This window comes from Bradyrhizobium sp. USDA 10063 (assembly GCF_054063735.1).
Window position 1 is genome coordinate 124,515 of the sequence record NZ_JBSSGP010000001.1, and the last position, 18,487, is coordinate 143,001.

Here is an 18,487-nt window from a genome sequence, read left to right on the forward strand (position 1 = left end):
AGCTCCCAGCAAGAAGCGAAACATCAGCGCTCTTGTTCGCGCGTTCGTGACGGTCCGGCGCGACGAACCTCGCGTTTTTCGGTTCCTGATCGTTGGTGCTCCTGAACGCGGTCGAGAACTGCTGCGCGCGCAAACGAATGGCCGTGCTTGAGGTGATACTCGATCCGTTCTTTGGCTACTTCCAGAACACTCTGCCGCGCGCGTTCATTCTCCGGAAACACGCGTTCCAGCGCCTTCTCAACGATGACCATGTGGGATTGCGCTGCGACCGGATCGGCATCGCGCTTTGCCGTTTGTCGATCAGCGGTTCGAATCGTCTCCGCCGTCACCTGCCAACGGTTACGCGGCACCTGCCGCCGCTCGATACGTGCACTCCCGTTTGCTGCATCGATGACCTTGATATCCTTTGCGACGCGTTCGACACCGTCCCTGCGCACCTGGATGCGATCGCCAGGGCTCGCCTTGCTATCGGCCGCCGCCTTTTCAAGTCCAACGCCCCACACCTGATGCCGCAGGCCGTTGTCAAGCTCGATGGTCACGTAAGTGGTTGTTTCGGCGTCGCTGCGATTGCGATAAGGTGCTCGGCTGACCTCGATCAACCGCCCTGAGACACCTTTGTCGTAGTCGAGTCGTTCGGCGAGCGTGTCTTTGTCAGAAGTTGAACCAACACCCACCTCGTGTGTGCGGGGAGGTGTTCGGTTCCAGACTTCCCTTCGATCGGCGAGCGCCTGTCGATCGAGATCGGTCGGCTGATAGCCCCGGACTTCGATGCCGCGAGCACCGGCCTCAAGCCAAGCCTCGCGCCGGAACTCCACGGAGCCGCGCACGTGCAGCGCCTCCCACTGTCGATGTTGCGCCACGCTGACCATGTCGCGGATAACCTCGGCGGCGGCCAGCCGGGTGACAAGGCGATCTTCTGTCACCTTGAACGCGAGATACTCGCCGCGTTCGTCCGCGTACAGCCGGGCTACGCCGTTTGACTCATCCCTTTCAGGCTTGTTGGCCACCACATAGTACTTGCGTCGGATACGATCCGGAAATGCATCATCCAGGGTCGCCGCGGAGGGTGACTTGTCGGTCTGCGCGGACGTTGTTGCCGTGTCCTCTCTACGCTTGTCTAAATTGGAATCGCGCCCCGCGCGACGTTGCCGGTCGCGGCTGAAGTTCTCACTATCGTCACGCGTGTCGTTCATGCTGCGACTCGTGTTTCTTGCGGCCGAAACGTCGCGCCGGCGGAATGGCTTGGGCATCGATGTAGTTCAAGGTCCAGGCTTTCATGTCGTCTTCGGAGAGACCCTCGAGGTCGATGTCCACGTCGCCAAAGTCGAATGAGGCATTCGCTGGGATCGTGGACGGATCGGCTACCTCATCGTCGGTCATGGGCCGAGCCCGGAATACCGCGCGCAGCTCGGCGATCTCGGAGCGCAGCTCCTTGATTTCGGCGTCAAGAAGCGCATTCGAGCGGCCCTTCGGCATCTCGGGGACCGGGGCCGGCAGCAATCGCGGCAGGAATGCCTTGTCCTCATAATAGAGGATCTTGTCGGCGATGATGGGCGAGATGCCGCTACCAAGTATGAAGGCCTTGGATTTTGGAAGAAGCTTCAGCTCTTGCGGCAGCATCAGGGCGCGACGATGCTCGGAGACCGTCTCGCTGGTAGAGCGCATGGCAAGCCCCTTCGGTCCGCTGCGGCTGTGCGCTTTCACGGTGTCATAGCCGATACGCTCCGAGAGCTCATTCGCCACGTCCTGCTCTTTCGGAGCAAATACGACCTCGATGGCATGGTTGGTCATGAAGTTGCGGGCCGCGTCGATCCCGTAGATCGCGCGCAGCTGGGCCGGGCTCTGGACCACAGTGAGAAGGCGAATGCCGTATCCGGCGATGAAGCCGACCGATTTTGCCAGCACATTGACATTACCCAGCGCCGGAAATTCGTCCAGCAAGAGCAAGACCTTGCGACTGAGTTTGGGGTTTTGTTCCGGCAGCTCCCGGGTGTTGAGGTCGACCACCTGCTGGAAAAATAGGTTGAGAAGGGGCGCCATGCGGTCGAGATTATCAGGCGTTACCCCGAGATAGATCGACATGGGCCGTTCGCGCAGCTGCCGCAGGTCAAAATCATTGGTCGAAGTGGCGGCATCGATGCGGGGATTGAGCCAAAGACCAAGCCGCGCCGTTACGGTCTTACGCACCGAATTCAACGTATTTTCGGAGGCGGCGAGAAAATCGTTCAGCGCCGTGATGCAGTGTCGCGACAGCGGGGAAGGACGCCCTTTGCGGTCGCCGATGACCGTGTTGAAGTGGGCTTTGAGATCCTGGGTTGCTGCGAGCTGGCGCAGGATCTCGCCGATCGTCAATGGCAAACCTGGCGTTTCCGCGATATATCCGCCGATCGCCACAAAGGATGAACGAGCGGCCTCGAACCAGAACGGATCCCCGCGGCTCTCGGCGGGAAACAGCATCACTGCAATGCGCTGTAGGTCGTCATACAGGTCGGCGGGATCGCTGCGCACGTAACCCAACGGATTGTACCGCGCCGTGCAGCCGTTCTCGTCGAGCGGGTCGAACAAATGAACCTCCTGGCCGTGGCTAGCGCGAAAGCCGGCCGAGCGATCCCAGTTCTCCTTCTTGACATCCAGCGCAACGACTGAATCCGGCCAATTGAGCAAGTTCGGAATGACATAGCCGACCCCCTTCCCGGCGCGCGTTGGGGCGTAGAGAAGGACGTGTTCCGATCCGCCGAAGCAGAGCATCTTTCCGTCTTTGCGGCCGAGCAGCAGGCCATCCTTAGATCTTAGGCCGGCGGCCTTGATCTCACGCTCGGAGGCGAAACGGGCTTTGCCATGAAGGGGAAGCGGCCGGTGCCGGAAGACGGCGCCGAGCAGGCCGAAGACCGCAATCAGCCCGGCAAGGGTCGAGAGCGTCAGCCAGCGATCGAAGCGTGGGTCGGAGCCATAGCGCGGCCAGCCTGTGGCAATCTCCCACCAGTGAAAGCCGCCATCGTGAATCCTGAGCCCGAGCAGCAGAACGTTCGAAGCGACGAGCAGAAAGACTGCACCCGCCAAGAGTGTAAGCGCCGCGCCCTGGGCTGCCTTAACGGGCGTGGTCGCGTTTGCGAACGGGGTCATAGTAGATTTCCGAAATGCGGTAGCGGCCGTTGCGCTTCTGCATCTGGACCACGACGTCGACGAGATGCAGCAAGAGCGAACGGATATCGTCGCGATGGAGGTCACGTCCCTCCGTACTTTCTTTGACCAGCAAGGTCATTTGTTCGAAGGCCAGGCGAGCGCTGTCGGCGTGAACCGTCGTGATCGATCCCGGATGGCCCGAATTCACATTTCTGAGATAAAAGAAGGCGGTGCCGTCGCGCAGCTCCTGCAACAGAATGCGGTCGGGCCGCATGCGCAAGGACGATTTCAAGAGTTCGCGGGGCCCGATTGTGGCCACGCCCTGCCCATCCTTGGCATAGATCAGCCGGACGCAATTTTGATGTGGGACGACCAGCTCGGCGGTGTCTTCGATGGTGATGAGCCGTTCATGCGCCGGAATAGCAGCAATCAGCGCTTTGGACAGAGTGGTCTTGCCGGACCCCGTCGCCCCCGAGATCAAGATGTTGCGGCGACTGCGTACCGCGAGCTCAAGGAACTCGCGCCAATGGCCGGATTCTTTCAGGGCGAGCAGCCGATGCTCGTCGGCATCCAGTTCGTCACTCGCAGAGCGGACCTCATCGAAGAGCTTTACCTGCTCAAGAACGTCCAGGCTCATGGTCGAGGTCGAGGGCTTGCGGATCGTGAGACTGATCATGCCCGCGGGGACCGCGGGTGGCACAACGATTTGGCAGCGCTCGTCGCCGGTCAGGCTGGTCGAGACCACGGGGTATTCCGGTCCGATGTCCTGGCGGGTGAGACTGGCGGCCGCGGTTGCAAGGTGGGAGAGATAGGTGTGCGTGAGGGCAGCTAGCTCATGCCGGGACCAACCATCAGACCCCTCCACGAAAACCTCGCCCGGGCGGTTGACGACGATTTCGGTCAGGGTGTTGTCGGCCAGGTATGGAGCCAGCGGCTCGAGGTAACGCGCCAGCACCAGGCGACCGCCATCGCGTTCGATCGATGCGACTGCGCTCATTTCGTCACCACACCCGGCCCGACCATACCGCCGAGCGTGGTGCGGTCGAGAATCTGGGTGCGGGTTTCGATCCGTTTGAGCTGATAGACCGAGGAGAAATCGAGGTCGCGCGCGACGAAGATATTCACGAGCTCGCCCTGATTCTTGCTCAGCGTTGGCGGGATGTTGATGGACTGCTCGACGGCAATGCCGGCGGCGGTGTTGGTGGCGCCGGTGGTGTTATTGATCTGGATCGAGCCGTCTTGCAGCTGCTGGCGTCCGATCGAGGACGCGTCGCTGACGATCGAGAGTAACAGCGCCGAGCCGAAGCGCTCCCAGAAATGCGTGTCGATGTCGCCGTCGAACCCGGCCCGGCCGAGTGCATCGGTGGCAGGCGAGGCCAATGCCACAATGACCCCTGTCGGCGTCTTGGCGCGAGCCCATAGGACGAACATCCGCTTGGAGCCGCGCCGGACATTGCCGCGATATTCGCCGACCACTTGCGTGCCCTTTTCCATCAGCACCACATTGCCGGAATCCGACATGACGTCGCGCAACACGACGCACGAGACAAAACCGGCCACATCCGAGGACATCGCGGTCTCCAACACACATGGGATCGACGTGCCCTGGGTGACGAGAAGATTGCGATTGGGAAGCCGGGCCGCGCGCACGCCTTCGATTGGCGTGGGTTTCAGCTTGTCCGCAAGCTCGTTGCGTGGCTCGGCCCGCCCAAAATCATAGGGATCGACGGGGACGCTTCCGGTTAGGCCATCACGAGGCGGACGCCCCGATGTGACCGGCCGGTTATAGGCCAGCACCGGCGCGCGCCGCGCGCTTTCGAGCATCTGGTCCGGGGCGGGCGCGGGTGCGACTGAGACTGGCGCGACCGGAATGGAGGCAGTGGTGATTGGCGCTGCCGGTGATTCCGCGACGGGCTCGAACGCCGCCGCCTGGCGGATCATGAGTTTGCGGGCGGAATCGCTGACCGGCTTATCGCTCTTCCAGGTGCCCCAGATGATCAGGAATGCAAAGGCCGTGAGCGCGAGTGCGCCGAAACCGCGTTTGAGCATCGCCGCTCGACCATTGTCCCCTCCTCCCACCGGGGTAATGCCGCGATCGCCGGCAAGCGCCTCATTCTCAAGTTCACTCATGTTGCGCCTGCCTATCGTGCCTTAAGGGTTGGAGATGACCTCTTCGCCCGCCGCTCGACCGAGGGGCTTGTGGTGTTGGTGCCGGGATTGACCCCGACCGCGTCGAACGCTTCATTGAACACACAAAGTACGTTGTCGCCCTTGCGCAGCCGAAACTCGCGAGCCGTGGCGTGGACAACCACGAGCTCGCCGCGGACGTCCTTAGGGACGAGACTTTCCGAGCGGTCCGAGTTGATCAGGTAGATCGCCGGGATCTCCCGATTGCCGGCGAAGCGGAACGTGGTTTCCTTGCCATCGTCGAACACGGCTTCGGGTTCGAGGTCGATCGAGCCCTGGGCCGAAAAGCGCCAATTGCGGGCGCCATAGGCATGATGATGCAGGTCAAAGGTCTGGTCGATCAGCGCGCCTTCCCGCTCTGCGCCCCGGGCAGCCGCCTCAATGCGACGGCGCTCGATCTCGTCGCCGGGATAGGCGAAACGGACGACGAAGTAGCTATCCGCCAGCGTCGTCTCGGCGATCGACAATTCGAACTGATAAGAGCGCTTGCGTCCGTCGGGCCGGGTGGTGACCACCTGAAGATTCGTCGGTGGATGTTTCTCGCGAGGCTTGAGGAACAGGATCGAACCCGCCGGGGCAACTTCCCATGCGATCGCGTCCCCGATCGCGACATGCGCGATCTCCTCGTCATCAGCAAACACAACCTGGGTTGAGGCGCGAATGACGCCATTGAGGCGGACTACATTGGCCGGGTCGTAGGTCACCGTGCGCACACGCGCATCATGTTGGCCGGGCACCGGCTGCTGCAGCGCCAGCACCGGTCCTCCAAATCCGAGGGCTAGGGCAATCAAAAGCGCGAAACGCCTCATGGCAGGACCTCCGGATCGGCGCGATATTCCGAAACCAGAAAGCCGAGTGGATTGATCAGGCGGTCGGCGGAGGACATCGGCGCGTTGGCATAGGAAAACGTCAGTGTCGAGACCCAGTGGGTCACATGAGTTTCCTCGCCCTTGCGGCTCTCTTTCATGAAGCGCACGGATGCGACATTGTCGGCCAGCAGCGAGATCGCCTTGATCCGCACCGTGGCGACCCCAAAACGGCCTTGAACGACTTGCGGGCTTTCGGGATTGGAGCCACGGTACCAGGCTGCGAAACGAGCTTGTTCGCCTTGACCCGAAAGCAGCGAAATCGTGCGGAAATTCGTTTCGGCTTCCGGATAGCTGTAACCTTCACGCGCGCGAACGTAGCGACCAAGGAAATATTTGGTGACGGCCTCATCATAGCGCGCCGGCGTCGAATTGAGTGCGGAGACGGTGTCGACAATGCCCGTGGCATTATCGACCCGGATGACGAACGGCTCGACCGTCTTCAGTGGCGCTAACGCTGCGACCGCACCGACAGAGGCGACCGCCAATGCGCAGGCGCCCGCGGCAATCACCCACGCTGTTCGCCGCGAGCTATGAGCCGACAGCAGCAGATCCTGTTCCCATCTCCGCGCATTGTCGAAATAGCTTTTCAGGTCATCATGCCCAACCATCTCACGCCTCCTTGCCACAGGGGCGGTAAGAGGCCGCAATCCCGGCCCAACGGCCAGACGCGGCGAGATGGGTCGAGGATGCTGGCGTGCTGCTCTCGCCCTTCCGGATGATGGGTTCAGATGGTGGAGCTGACTGGTCGGGTGTCGCGGGCGGCGCGCCGGATTCCCAGTCCCACAACGAGCGATTGAGCGGCCGTCGAGCCAGGCCATCACAAGACGGTGGGCCCTTTGACCAAGTCCCGCAGCCGCCAAGCGGCCATCCGATGACACAAATAATGAATAGTCGACGCCACATCGTTCTGATGCCCCTATCGTTTTTTGTCGCCTGATGTCGGCGACTACTATGGTTTAGGCTGCCGTAGTCCCCTGCGAGCGGGTGCGCCGCATGCTGCCGCCCTGGCGGCTGGCTCTTACTGCGGCGAGGCCGCGGTTAGCCGACCAGCGGGCGCCGGCATAGGCCCCTCCAGCCGCGGCCGTCGCATTGGCAATCAGTGGGCTCGTGACCAGTCGGCTTGCGAGCGACGCTCCTCCCCCGGCCAGACCGCCGGCGATGATTGGCAACTGAAGCGCGATGTATCCGGACAGACCCAGCACCGCACTGATCGCGACTGCGGCCACGACTAACTCGCCCGCCGTTCCCGCGTTCGCCGCGAACCTGTCGATGAAGCCGCTGAGGGTCGTTAGCATCAGCCCGACCAGAGCGACCACCAGCACCAACAGGATCACGAAGTTCGCGAGCTGCCGAAGCCAAGCCTCCGTAAACGGGCGGGTCGCCTCGAATAATCCGAGCGCAATGAAGATGGGCCCGAGTGCGATCACGACGCCAAGGCCCACTTTGGCGTAGAGCAGGATCGCGAACTGCAGGAACGATCCGACAGCCACAAAGACTAGAAGGATGGCCGCAATCAGGGCGGGCGCGATATTGGTCAGGCCAGCCTGGTCGTAGATCTTGTTGGCAACGTCAATTCCTTTGGAAAGCAGCTGATCGAACGGCGCTCCGGAATTGGTATTCAGTCCAGAGCCGGCCAAGGCATTGCCGATCTCCTTTGGCAAGGAGTCGAAGAACAACCCCGTGACGTACTGCTGGAACGCGCTGGAATTGGTGGCCAGCAGTACCACGACGACGATCCGCATCGCGCGCCAGGCGAATTCCATGATCGGCTCAGAGATTGCGCCTCGCATCACCGCAAAGCCATAGAGAATGACATAGAGCATCACGGCCGTGCGGAGGGGGCCATCAACGTAGGAGGCGAGATTCGATACCGAGGTCGACACGAATGTCGTGATCGGCTGCTCGAACTCCTTCAGGAAGCTGTCAAAGACGTTTATAGCCATCGCGGCGATCCTTACTTCAGCGCGTCTTTCATCTCTTGGATGGTGATCTTGTTGCGAGCCTCATTGGCGTTGATGCAATTCGGCGTATTCCCAATCGCTCCGGGATTGTCGCGGCACGCCTTGAGAGCCATCGCAAGCTCATCTCGGTGGTCCAAAAACCAGCCGACGGTTTTGCTTTGTTGCCCTTTGTCGGCGTCGTTACAGCCCGCAAGAGAAGCTGTGATGGCAACCAGCAGGATGGGAGTCGTTATCCTCATTGCAGCGCCGCCTTCATTTCATCGACCAGTTGTCGCTGTTTCTCCCGTTCGCGCTGTCCGTCCATGTCCATGCGGGCCTGCTGGATCATTGCCAGACCCTGCATTCGGAGCACGTCGTTCTGCAGCAGCGCCTGTTCGGCCTGTAGCCGCGCTGACAAATCGAGAACCTCCTTGGCGTCAGTTGCCGAGCTGATGCGAGCTCTGAGCTCCTCAAGGGCATCAATGCGCTGCGAGGCGGTGTCGTACACCGCCTGCCCCATGGAGTGCTTCGCTCCGGTCTGGCGGGCGATCCGGTCGAGCTCGCTCTGGTAATACGAATTGCCGTTGTTGCCGGTATACGCGCGATTCTGCGCAAGATAATGGTTGATGGCATCGGCGAAGTAGCCGCCACCCTGCCCCGCGACGAAACGTTCAATGTCGGAGAATTGTTGGGGCAGGACTTTCCGGAACTGCGGCGTGTTTAAGAGCGCTCCGATGTCGTTTGCGTTGGTTCGCTTGTTGAAACTGTCATAGAGCTGCTTGGACTGGTTCAATTGATCTTGCGCGACCTTGAGCTGCGACGTCAGCGTCTCAACCTGCTTCTTCAATTCCGTCAGCTGCTCAAACTGCCGCGCAAACACGTTGGGGTCGAAAACGATCTCCGCTCCGGCGGGTGAGGCCATCAGGAGCGTGACGACAGACAGGCAGGTGAGAACCGCTGGTATACGTTGAACCGTCATCGGGCCTTCCTCCGCTTCGCATGAAACACCGGCAGCCATTGCGCGGGGTCGTCGCCGACCTGCTTGCGAATGTCGTCGAGCAGCTCGACCGTTTCCGTGCGTCCCGACAGGACGGTGAGCGCGTCGTCGAAACCGCCGAGATCAAGTTCCGCCACGATCGAGTTGTGGCCCTGTTTGACCAGGAAGCGCCGGCTTTCCGGAGCGAGCTCCTCCTTGATCAGGCGGAATTCCGTATCGGTCAGATGGAAGCCGTCGACATAGTCCGAGCGCGTTCCCCGCGCGTTCGGCAGGAAGATTTGGGTGGGACACTGCTCGACAATGGTATGCGCAATCGGCGAGGCGAGCGCGTCGCGTGGCGACTGCGTGCCGAACACCATCACGCCGTTCTGCTTGCGGATGGTTTTCAGCTTGTTGTTGGCGAGATCACGAAACGCCTCATCGCCAAGCGCCTTCCAGAATTCGTCGATGTCGATGATCAGGCGCCGGCCATCCATCAGGCGCTCCACGCGATGGAATAGATACATCATGAGCGGTGTGCGAACGGTGGGATGGTCCAAAAGATCCGTCATGTCGAAGCCAATGAACCGGGCGTCGAGGCCGATGGCGTCGTGATCGCCATCGAGCACCCAGCCGAAAGGAGCGCCCCGGCACCACCGTTCGAGCCGCGCACCAATGCCCTCGCGATCCTGCTGGCCGAGAAAGGCTCGCAGAGTCCCGAACGAACGTTCCGACTGCCGCAGTTGACCCAGTGCTCGCAGTCCGGAATCGATCCGCTCCTCCTCGATCACGGTTAGCGGACGGTCGTCCGGCGTGACGAGTTTCCGGATCAGTTCGCCCAGGAAGGACAAGTTCGCGGGCGTCAGTTCCAGCGCCTTGAGCGGCGCGCAGCCGGTCGCAACGCCGTTGTGGAGCGTCAGGTAGGTGCCACCGGCGGCGCGCACGAAAATCTCGGCCCCACGGTCCTTGTCGAAGAAAATATAGGACGCCCCTAACCGCTCGGCCTGCGACAGCAGAAAGTTCTGCACGACGGTTTTGCCGGATCCCGAGGGGCCGCAGATGAAGGTGTTGCCGAGATCGCCGTGATGAAAGGAGAAATAGTAGGGCGAGCCGGAGGCGGTCTTGAGCATTGCCACAGCCGGCCCCCAATGGTTACCCGTTGGCTGTCCGGTGGGATAGGTGTGGAATGGAGAGAACGCTGCGAAGTTGCGCGAGTTGATCGCGCCGGTGCGTGCTCGGTATTTGAACAGCCCAGGAAGTTGCGCCCAATAGGCTGCTTCAAGTCCAAGATCTTCCCGGGCGACAACCGCTCCCGCATCGGCGAGCGAGCGCCGCGCGACGCTCATCTGAGCCTGCAGCTGCGAAGGCGTATCGGCGTAGACCAGGAGCGAAAGGTGATGATCTCCGAGCACGAAACGGTTGGACTCGAGATCGTCGAGCGCGTCAGAGAGCTCGTCGATCTGCGAGGCGGCCGGATCCTGAGCCGAGACCAGCTGGTTCTGCTTGCGCGTCAGGACCGTCTTGGCGTCAGCTTTTGCCAAGAACGCGAAGGATTGCGAGACGATGAGCTCAAACGGCGCCGAAAGCAGCGCATTCAATAGGCCGGGCCGGGTGGAGGCCGGATATTCCTTGAGGCCGAACATGCCGGCGAACCGCGATCCACCGGCGCCGCGGATCTCAAGGGCCTCGCGGCCAAAGATGACGCGATTCGAATAGAGCGCAGCGCCGATCGGTCCTTGCGGCAATGGCGTCGCCATCCATTCCCCGGAGACGAGCGCGTGGAGCAACTCCATGGGCTCTGAGAAAATGATGCCGTCGCGCTCGAACAAGCCGACCGCGCGGGCGCCGTAACGGTCGAGTGCCGCGACTATGTCGCGTGTGGCATCGTTAAGTCGCTTCAGGGCCGCGCTGTCGACCTCGAGGGAGTGCCCGGCGCTGCGGCCAAGCCGCCTGAAGAACGCGGCCGCCGTATCCGTCGCCGCGCGCCCGGCATGACAAACCAGCGTCAAATAGAGATCGTTGCGAAACAGCGCCTCTTTCCGGAGCTGTTCGCGGTATTGTGCGTCAAGTGACGCCGCAAAGCTCGATCGGAAGGTGCCGTCCGGATAGACCGACGTCCGGCGGCGCACCAGATGGGTCCAGAGCGCCAGCTGCGGATCTGCAACGTTCCGCAAGGTCAGATTCAGTTTGCCATGAAGATCGTTCAGGTCCGAGGTCTCGGCAGTCTCGAACGAGGTGCCGTCGATCCTGATCACCGTGAGCAGGGCGCGGGTTGACAGACTGATCACCGTATTGGTGACATGCCGGCCAAACGGCAGGTAGACATCGGGCTCGATCTCCCGGCTTTTAAGCGCCGCCTTACGCATAACCGAGGTTCCTGGTTCGATATCGCCTAATGAGTTTGAGCGGCGTGCAGGACGATCCACCCCAGAAGGTCGCGTTGCGCGCGCGTCCTCGGGTTTCGATCCAGGCGAGCAGGATCCTGAACATGTTAGGATCGTGCCGGCAAATGATGCGGCAAAGCCCATGGATCGGAATCGCGACCAGGCCATAGACGATGCTCCCAGCGGCCAGGAACAGGATGCAGGAGAACATCACGTTGAGCGCCATGGCTTCCATGGTGACGCCGGCAACCATGGCAGGCCGCGTGCAGGCGAGGAACAAGGTGTCCTCCGTGAGACGCGTGGCCTCGACCATCAATGCCCCCCGGTCAAGGTCGAGACCACCTCGGAAGCGCCGAACGTGATGGCAACGCCGAGCACGACATAGGCCGCCTTGCGCAGATCGAGATAGCCGAACATCCAGGCGATGCCGACGATAATGACCGCCAGGGTCGCCAGCAGGCGAGCGACGTTGCCGGTCAACATGTTCACAATGTTCTGCAGTACGCCTTCGATATTCGCGGTCTGCGCCAGTGCCGGCTCGACCAAGGCGAGGCTGAGGACGGCTCCCATGCAAAGGAGGGCAGCAGAGTGTTTGAGAGGTGAAGTCATGACACGGCTCCGATTGGTGATGCAGCCGGCGGTAGGTCGGACTGCGGTAATGCGTTGAGACAAGAAAACGACGTTGCTCATCGTTGGTAGACGAAGGCAGACATGCCTATTCCTGAGCGATAGACGTCCCAGCGCGGGTGCTCGCTGGCAGATCGTGCGGGTAGATTGATTGTCGTATCACCGGTGGGGCGATCACTATCGGCAGATGCTGCCATCGGTTGCGTATGAGGCTCGGGCGCTGGGCTCGGAGCCTTGGCCGCGAAACTTGCGACAACGTGCGCGATTGCCTGATCGCGGTCTGCGCTTTTTATGCTCAACGCTTGAAGTCGCGCGTCGAACAATCTGCCAAGGCCAGCAACGTGCTGGCAGGTATCGAAGGTCGTGGCCGCCGTCAGCCCTGCCTTCCTCGTTTCCGCAGCATCCAGTTGGGCGAGTCCCGTGCGGACTTGCTGGCCGGTGGCGATGGCCTCGGTCGCGAGCTGGATGGCTTCGTCACGATCATTGGCCTGAATCGGAATCGGTTTGCGCCCTTCAATCGTGATGAGCAGTGGCTCGAACGAACTCGCCTGCCGCACGATGGCCGTCAGCGGCCGGACCATTGCGGTCGGAGCGCATCGTTCGACCAAAGCGGCGAATGCAGCTGGATCCATGGTTGAGCCTTCTTGTCCAGAACTGAGAAGTTTGACCCTAAGCCGCGAGTGGCAGGCTTGACGGCGTATCAATCGCGCGCCCTGAGATCTGTCCGACCGCGCGGATTGTGCCGAGAGCTTCCTCGGTGATCGGCAACAATCCGGCCACCGCTTTGGTCGCTCCGATTTGACGAGGCGCGCCCAGGCGATCGAGATGCCATCCGGCCCGGCGCAGGATGCGTTCCATGCGCAGATCAGTGACGGTTGCGATGGCCTGAAGATGGTGCTGCTGGCCCCATTCGATCATTGCTGCAAAAAGCAGGAACGTCGCTTTACGCAGACCATTCTCAGCCGTTGCCGCCACACTCTTGGTGTCAACGCAGAAGCGGGAGCTCTCCCAGATCGTGGTCGCCTTCGGTGCCGGGCTGCCATCCAGCAACACCGGGAACGTGTCCGCCAGCATGTTGCGCCAGGTGGTGGGCAGCAGGCGAACACAACCCACGACGTCGGTCTGCTCGAGTGCCAGCAGATAAGTCGGGTTGAATGTATCGTACTGATCGATCTCCAATCCGTCAGAGACAGAGACATCCCAGTCGAGGCGTTCCTTGAACACGCGCCCTCGCAGGCGATGCATTCCCAGCGCCAGTTCGGAGTCGTGCAGGAGCGCCGAACGCGTGCGTACAATGACCTTCATTCTTAACCTCAAGCTTACGAATCACAGCATCGAAATCAAGAAAAGCAGTCGTGGTCACAACGTTGCGCTGTCAGTTCTGACAGGGCAGTTGTGGAACTGTCGGGGCGGCGAGCAATAATCGCAGCGCGCGATCGTCGCGCGCAGTCTCGGAAAAGGTACAGACGAGGATGCGGAAGTCCGACGGGGCAAGAATGGAATTTCTCGACATCCAGACAGACAGACAGACAGACAGACAGACAGAGATCGTTGTGTAGAGTGCCGCAATCAGGGGCTGTTTCACTTCTCTCTCTCTCTACGGTCGCGCTTGCCGTTGCTGCCTGAGAGCGGAGCTCAAACGATTCTGATTTCGAGTCCGGCAGGACGCAGGTTTAGAATTGTTCTTGCCGCAAAGCTGCCGCAACGTGTCAGTAGACGCCATGCACGTACAGCGCGAATCGTCGAGGGACTCGCGTTTTGGAGATGAGGTAAGTAACTGAAGTGGCGCAATGAAAGATGTTAAACGAGCATGCGATGAGTTTGTAGATTGTCTTCACTCTGCGCATACGAAGGATGATTTTCGGCGTATCGCGGAACGAACGGCGCATGCGTTGGGCTTCCGTTGGTTTGCCTATCTTGGCCAACGCGCGAATGGCCCCAATCTGATCTCATCTTATCCGAAGAGTTGGACCAGCCACTATTTTCGGGAAGGATACCACAACATCGATCCCGTTCTTCAGGAACCGCGAACCTCAAGCCGGATGATTCATTGGGACGGACGCGGCGCACGAAGTGCACGTTCGGCGAAAGAGCGCCGCCTGTTTGACGACGCGCTCAGCTTCAAGATCAGGACCGGCTTGACCATTCGCATTCCCTCCAGCCAAAACCAGTTCGCGGCGTTCACCTTGGCGGCGGACGACCGCAGCCTTGGCCTCGATCGTTTCATCGAAACCTCTCAAGACATGTTGGAAATGGTGGGTCTGACCTACCATGCACATGTGAGTGCCAAGATCGGACGGACCTCGGTAGGCGACGGCAGCATCAGCCCGCTAACTCAGCGTGAGCGGCAGTGTCTCGCATGGATATCTGATGGCAAGACGATGCAGGATATTGCGGAGCTTCTTGATGTTACGCCGCGAGGCGTGAAGTTTCATCTGGACAATGCTAGGCGAAATCTTGCTGCATTAACCCTCCCGCACGCTGTGGCGCTTGCGTTTCGGCAGGGCTTGCTCCCGTAATGCGCAAAACAGCCGTCCGGCTTGTAAAATGTGCCCAAGATCGACCGTTCAATCAGGTTGGGAGACTGGGTGGTTGCACTTTGGGTCGGGACTCTTTGGTACATAACCACGGCGCGTTTTGCGGACGAGCCAAGCCTCGAGCTCTTCGACGGCCTGGACTCTCCCGGCAAACAGATCCATCCGCCGGCGGCCGCGTTGGCCGAGACGCCCCCCATTCGCGCACCAACGCTGTGTCACCGAACAGAGTCGGTTCGATCGTGAGGACATAGAACCTGGCCATGTTGCAGGCCGGATCGCACCGTTGAAGCACGAGGTATGGCACCGTGATTTCGGACATGCGCAAGAATCGCAACTGTCGAAACCGCTGTCCAATTAACTTATCGAATCGATCAGGGCTCTCGATTCAGAAGTTTAATACCGGTGATGAAAGCCATTGAGGGGGCTCAGCGACCGGTCTCGGAAAATATATCGGCTGTTGTGCGCCTCTGACTGCGAAGAAGATGGGCGTCGCCCTGCGGGCCGGGCTGTTGGCTTCGCTAAAGCCCCGCAGGCGGGTCTTCCCCCTTACGGGCTGCCATCCCTGACGCGAAGGGGCCCGAGCCCCGTACAGGTGCGGGGTCTCTCGGAAGCTCCCGTATGAGCGTCGGATCCGAACTCCCAAATGCAAGCGATGCCTATGGGCTCGATGACGTCGAACGGACGCGGAAATTGCGCGGAGCTCCGGCCAGGTGGGCAAATCGACTTTCGTTTCCGACAAAAGGACGGCGACGTTCTCGCGGTCAATCAGACCGACACTGCATTCGCGGAACGAACCCATGTGCGTTTCCGCTCACATGCTTCCGGTGAAGGACCAACCCCGCTCTCGAATGGGCTTTCCTTGGTTCTGGTGCGGCCTTCCACGATCAACCCGCATATGTGGAACGGCCCGCGGTGCAAGGGTGTTTTCAGTCGATTTCCCAACACGAGGACGGTGCGGTCATATGTCCGGCCTGTTTGCGCGGCAGTTGACCGCTGGCCTCGATGAAGTCCGCGAAGCAGTTGGCTGAATCAAGGGGGCGCGCTTTATGCGCGTCGTGGGTTTCGGCCTAGACTGTCTCGGGATTTCGTCCCGTGGGTTCATCGTCTGCTTTATACACCTCGCTTCTGCCGGCCCTCGCCGGTCAGCTCCTTATGGCGGCCGTGCTCATCCCCTTACCGGCTCCGCCACTATTTGCACGGGATCGCGGTATATGCCCCCTCTATTCAACAATGCCCAGATTATCCGAGCGATCTTATTGGCCAGCGCAACCGCTACGACCTTGAAGGGCCGTCGCTGGAGCATTTCCTTCAACCACGGCCATGCCTTGTCGTGGTATCGCACGTGGCGAAGAACGGATGCGGCCCCGGTCGTAAGCAAGGACCGCAACTCCTGATTTCCCATTTTTGAGATCCGCCCCAGGCGCTCCTTGCCGCCACTCGAATGTGCTTTTGGCGTCAGGCCAACCCAGGCTGCGAAGTGTCGACCTGACTTGAAACCACCGGGATCGGGGACGAAAGCCTTGACGGCCATGGCGATGATGGCTCCGACGCCCGGGATAGTGGCAAGGCGGCGCATATCAGCATCTTGCCTGGCCTGGACGACGATTTCACGCTCGAGCTTGTCGATTTGCTCGGCCAGCAATTCGATCTGTATAATCATCTCGGTCAAAGCAAAGCGCGCAGCTGGCGGCAGACGTGCATCGCTTTCATCTCGAATGATCTCGCCCAGTCCTTTGACGTTAGATATTCCGACCGGAGCGATGATACCCAGTTCTCCCATATGCGCACGCAGAGCATTTATCGCTTGCGTTCTCTGACGCACGAGCAAGGCGCGCGTCTTCAGAACCATCGCGGCTGCCTGCTGCTCAGCCGTCTTGACTGGGACGAAGCGCATGGTCTTTCGCATTACAGCCTCGCTGATCGCTTCCGCGTCGGCGGCATCAGTCTTCCCGCGCTTGACGAATGGCTTCACGTATTGAGGTGGCAGCAGTTTGACGTCGTGACCCAAAGCCGCGATCTCACGCGCCCAATAATGCGCGCTGGCGCATGCTTCCATTCCGACCAAACACGGTGGCAATTTCTCGAAGAAGCGCAAGACATCCGCACGCCGCAGCTTTCGATTGAACTGCGGCGCGCCTTCAGCGTCGGCACCATGAACCTGAAAAACCTGCTTAGCCAAATCCAGCCCAATAGTAGTAACATCTTTCACGGAACGGTCCCTCCTTGTGGCGCTTGCAACAACGACCACGATCTTAGCACTTTGATGCTGTTGGAGCGGGCCGTTCCACCTCATCAAGGGGTTCGCTACGCAAGCGTGCGACCTCTCCGGCTTCGCCTGCGAGGTGACCGCAGCCGCCCCTGAACACGTCGGCGCCTGTCGAGCGGGGATGGTCCCCGCCGCAAGACGGGAGCCCTTCATGTCGCACAATCTCACCCTCGCTCAGAACCACGCCTTCGATCTGGCCCGCACGCTGATGGTGCCCGTGATCCGTTTTCAGACTGAGACCGAGTTCGGCGTGATGGTCTCCAGCGAATACGACGGCGATCAGGACGCCATCGTCCATGAATACGACCCCTGGTGCCCGGCTCATTGAGACGGGTGACCGGCTGCCGCTGGCGCCATGCCGGCTGCAAGGGAGGCTTCGCCGCGCCGACGGTGCGGCGACTGACGATTGGTCAGCGCGCCCTTGCATTCGGCAGGCTTCGCGGCCGGGCGGGGACGTGCCGCAAGGCTAGGAACAACTGAGACCAACAGAAGAAGGGCTGGAGGTCGCTCGCGCGATCCGGTGCAGACAAATGGATAAGAGAGAAATCGAAGAGCTGCGCAACAAGGTTGGCTGTGCGGCTCTGCTGGAAAAAGACGGCTGGAAGGTCGACGTCAAGGAAAGTACCCGGCGCGCGATCAAGTATCGCCGCGACAGCAACATCGTCATTGTTATCCACCAAGGCCGCGGCTGGTTCGATCCCCTGTCGCCGGCGAAGGGGGACGTGTTTTCGCTCGCTGAACACCTCGGTGCTGGTGGTTTTGTCGAGGCATGTGATCGTGTTGCGGATGTAGTTGGCTTCGTTCCCAGCCTACCTGCGTGGCAGCGCCCCGCAAGACCCAAGGTCCTTGCGTCCATTGTAGAGCGGTGGGGACATCGCTTCAGACCGCGCCCCGGCTCCCCAGCCTGGCGCTATCTCACCGGCGAGCGCGGACTGCCGGCAGACATCGTGAAGCAGGCGGTCGGTGGCGATCGGTTGCGAGAGGGCCCCCAAGGCAGCATGTGGGCGGCGCATAGCGATTCTGCTGGAGCGCTCACAGGCTGGGAGGAGCGTGGACCCGCATGGCGGGGCTTCGCCACGGACGGTGGCAAGGAGCTATTTCGATTCGGATCGGAGGACGCCGAGCGGATCTGCATCACCGAGGCGGCTATTGATGCGATGAGCCTCGCCGCGATCGAGGTCCTGCGCCCTGACACCCTATATGTCAGCACCGGCGGCGGTTGGTCGCCCGCGACTGATGTCGCCGTGCGCTGGCTGGCCAACCGCGCGAACGCTTGGCTCGTGGCGGCAACCGACAACAATCGGCAAGGTGACATCTACGCCGACCGTGTTCGCGCCATCGCGGCGGACGCAAGTGCCCGGTATGACCGATTGCGGCCCTGCGCGGGCGACTGGAATGAGGATTTAACGGCCTGACGGCGTCCTCTTGACGTGGCTCGCGAGGGCGACGCGCAGGCTGCGTGGTGAGGCCGCGCCGAAGCCTCCGCATGAGTGGCTCTCTGATGCCTCGGCGTTGAGCGAAGGGAAAAGGTGATCGAACAATGAGAGAGGGGAATGAAATGGGAATGAGGCGCTGCCG

18 protein-coding genes and 1 pseudogene are annotated in these 18,487 nt (G+C 60.9%); 3 read left to right on the plus strand and 16 right to left on the minus strand.

Annotated features, from left to right (window positions below):
- Nucleotides 1-23: 23 nt before the first annotated feature.
- From ACVJGD_RS00570 to ACVJGD_RS00635, 14 genes are all read right to left on the minus strand, one after another.
- Entirely contained in the window at nucleotides 24-1,193 is a 1,170-nt protein-coding gene (locus ACVJGD_RS00570; protein WP_456632572.1) for an LPD7 domain-containing protein, read from the minus strand.
- Nucleotides 1,177-3,123 carry a type IV secretory system conjugative DNA transfer family protein gene (locus ACVJGD_RS00575; RefSeq protein ID WP_456632573.1) on the minus strand — a complete coding sequence of 649 codons (1,947 nt, stop codon included), beginning with the start codon at nucleotides 3,121-3,123 and terminating at the stop codon, nucleotides 1,177-1,179. Before ACVJGD_RS00575 ends, ACVJGD_RS00570 begins: the two co-directional genes overlap by 17 nt.
- The gene (gene virB11, locus ACVJGD_RS00580; protein WP_456632574.1) at nucleotides 3,089-4,120 is read right to left on the minus strand and encodes a P-type DNA transfer ATPase VirB11; all 1,032 of its coding nucleotides are present in this window, start codon (nucleotides 4,118-4,120) and stop codon (nucleotides 3,089-3,091) included. The genes ACVJGD_RS00575 and virB11 overlap by 35 nt, the downstream gene beginning before the upstream one ends.
- On the minus strand, nucleotides 4,117-5,253 hold the full coding sequence (gene virB10, locus ACVJGD_RS00585) for a type IV secretion system protein VirB10 (RefSeq protein WP_456632575.1): 1,137 nt from the start codon (nucleotides 5,251-5,253) through the stop codon (nucleotides 4,117-4,119). The genes virB11 and virB10 overlap by 4 nt, the downstream gene beginning before the upstream one ends.
- An 11-nt stretch (nucleotides 5,254-5,264) precedes the next feature.
- Nucleotides 5,265-6,119 carry a P-type conjugative transfer protein VirB9 gene (gene virB9, locus ACVJGD_RS00590; RefSeq protein WP_456632576.1) on the minus strand — a complete coding sequence of 285 codons (855 nt, stop codon included), beginning with the start codon at nucleotides 6,117-6,119 and terminating at the stop codon, nucleotides 5,265-5,267.
- Nucleotides 6,116-6,787: a virB8 family protein gene (locus ACVJGD_RS00595; protein ID WP_456632577.1), complete on the minus strand. Its 672-nt coding sequence runs from the start codon at nucleotides 6,785-6,787 to the stop codon at nucleotides 6,116-6,118. Before ACVJGD_RS00595 ends, virB9 begins: the two co-directional genes overlap by 4 nt.
- A 348-nt stretch (nucleotides 6,788-7,135) precedes the next feature.
- Nucleotides 7,136-8,122, minus strand: a complete 987-nt coding sequence (locus ACVJGD_RS00600; RefSeq protein ID WP_456632578.1) for a type IV secretion system protein — start codon at nucleotides 8,120-8,122, stop codon at nucleotides 7,136-7,138.
- Nucleotides 8,123-8,133: 11 nt separating this feature from the next.
- Nucleotides 8,134-8,379, minus strand: a complete 246-nt coding sequence (locus ACVJGD_RS00605; RefSeq protein ID WP_456632579.1) for an EexN family lipoprotein — start codon at nucleotides 8,377-8,379, stop codon at nucleotides 8,134-8,136.
- Nucleotides 8,376-9,098 (minus strand): P-type DNA transfer protein VirB5, encoded by a 723-nt coding sequence (virB5, locus tag ACVJGD_RS00610; protein ID WP_456632580.1) that lies wholly within the window; start codon nucleotides 9,096-9,098, stop codon nucleotides 8,376-8,378. The genes ACVJGD_RS00605 and virB5 overlap by 4 nt, the downstream gene beginning before the upstream one ends.
- Nucleotides 9,095-11,461, minus strand: a complete 2,367-nt coding sequence (locus ACVJGD_RS00615) for a VirB4 family type IV secretion/conjugal transfer ATPase (RefSeq protein WP_456632581.1) — start codon at nucleotides 11,459-11,461, stop codon at nucleotides 9,095-9,097. The genes virB5 and ACVJGD_RS00615 overlap by 4 nt, the downstream gene beginning before the upstream one ends.
- Nucleotides 11,454-11,792 (minus strand): type IV secretion system protein VirB3, encoded by a 339-nt coding sequence (locus ACVJGD_RS00620; RefSeq protein ID WP_456632582.1) that lies wholly within the window; start codon nucleotides 11,790-11,792, stop codon nucleotides 11,454-11,456. The genes ACVJGD_RS00615 and ACVJGD_RS00620 overlap by 8 nt, the downstream gene beginning before the upstream one ends.
- Nucleotides 11,792-12,088 (minus strand): TrbC/VirB2 family protein, encoded by a 297-nt coding sequence (locus ACVJGD_RS00625; RefSeq protein WP_456632583.1) that lies wholly within the window; start codon nucleotides 12,086-12,088, stop codon nucleotides 11,792-11,794. Before ACVJGD_RS00625 ends, ACVJGD_RS00620 begins: the two co-directional genes overlap by 1 nt.
- Before the next feature lie 77 nt (nucleotides 12,089-12,165).
- The gene (locus tag ACVJGD_RS00630) at nucleotides 12,166-12,738 is read right to left on the minus strand and encodes a type IV secretion protein (protein WP_456632584.1); all 573 of its coding nucleotides are present in this window, start codon (nucleotides 12,736-12,738) and stop codon (nucleotides 12,166-12,168) included.
- 37 nt (nucleotides 12,739-12,775) lie between these two features.
- Entirely contained in the window at nucleotides 12,776-13,411 is a 636-nt protein-coding gene (locus ACVJGD_RS00635; protein WP_456632585.1) for an acyl-homoserine-lactone synthase, read from the minus strand.
- 485 nt (nucleotides 13,412-13,896) lie between these two features.
- On the opposite strand from ACVJGD_RS00635, the gene ACVJGD_RS00640 reads away from it, so the two are divergent.
- On the plus strand, nucleotides 13,897-14,625 hold the full coding sequence (locus tag ACVJGD_RS00640) for a helix-turn-helix transcriptional regulator (RefSeq protein ID WP_456632586.1): 729 nt from the start codon (nucleotides 13,897-13,899) through the stop codon (nucleotides 14,623-14,625).
- A gap of 48 nt (nucleotides 14,626-14,673) precedes the next feature.
- Here ACVJGD_RS00640 and ACVJGD_RS00645 read toward each other — a convergent pair.
- Both ACVJGD_RS00645 and ACVJGD_RS00650 read right to left on the minus strand, forming a co-directional pair.
- A pseudogene (locus ACVJGD_RS00645) lies at nucleotides 14,674-14,962 on the minus strand (WGR domain-containing protein).
- 846 nt (nucleotides 14,963-15,808) lie between these two features.
- On the minus strand, nucleotides 15,809-16,852 hold the full coding sequence (locus ACVJGD_RS00650) for an IS110 family RNA-guided transposase (RefSeq protein WP_456632587.1): 1,044 nt from the start codon (nucleotides 16,850-16,852) through the stop codon (nucleotides 15,809-15,811).
- 208 nt (nucleotides 16,853-17,060) lie between these two features.
- Here ACVJGD_RS00650 and ACVJGD_RS00655 point away from each other — a divergent pair, with 208 nt between their 5' ends.
- Together ACVJGD_RS00655 and ACVJGD_RS00660 are read left to right on the plus strand one after the other, a co-directional pair.
- Nucleotides 17,061-17,237, plus strand: a complete 177-nt coding sequence (locus ACVJGD_RS00655; RefSeq protein WP_456632588.1) for a hypothetical protein — start codon at nucleotides 17,061-17,063, stop codon at nucleotides 17,235-17,237.
- Nucleotides 17,238-17,439: 202 nt separating this feature from the next.
- Nucleotides 17,440-18,324 carry a DUF3991 and toprim domain-containing protein gene (locus ACVJGD_RS00660; protein WP_456632589.1) on the plus strand — a complete coding sequence of 295 codons (885 nt, stop codon included), beginning with the start codon at nucleotides 17,440-17,442 and terminating at the stop codon, nucleotides 18,322-18,324.
- Nucleotides 18,325-18,487: the final 163 nt, after the last annotated feature.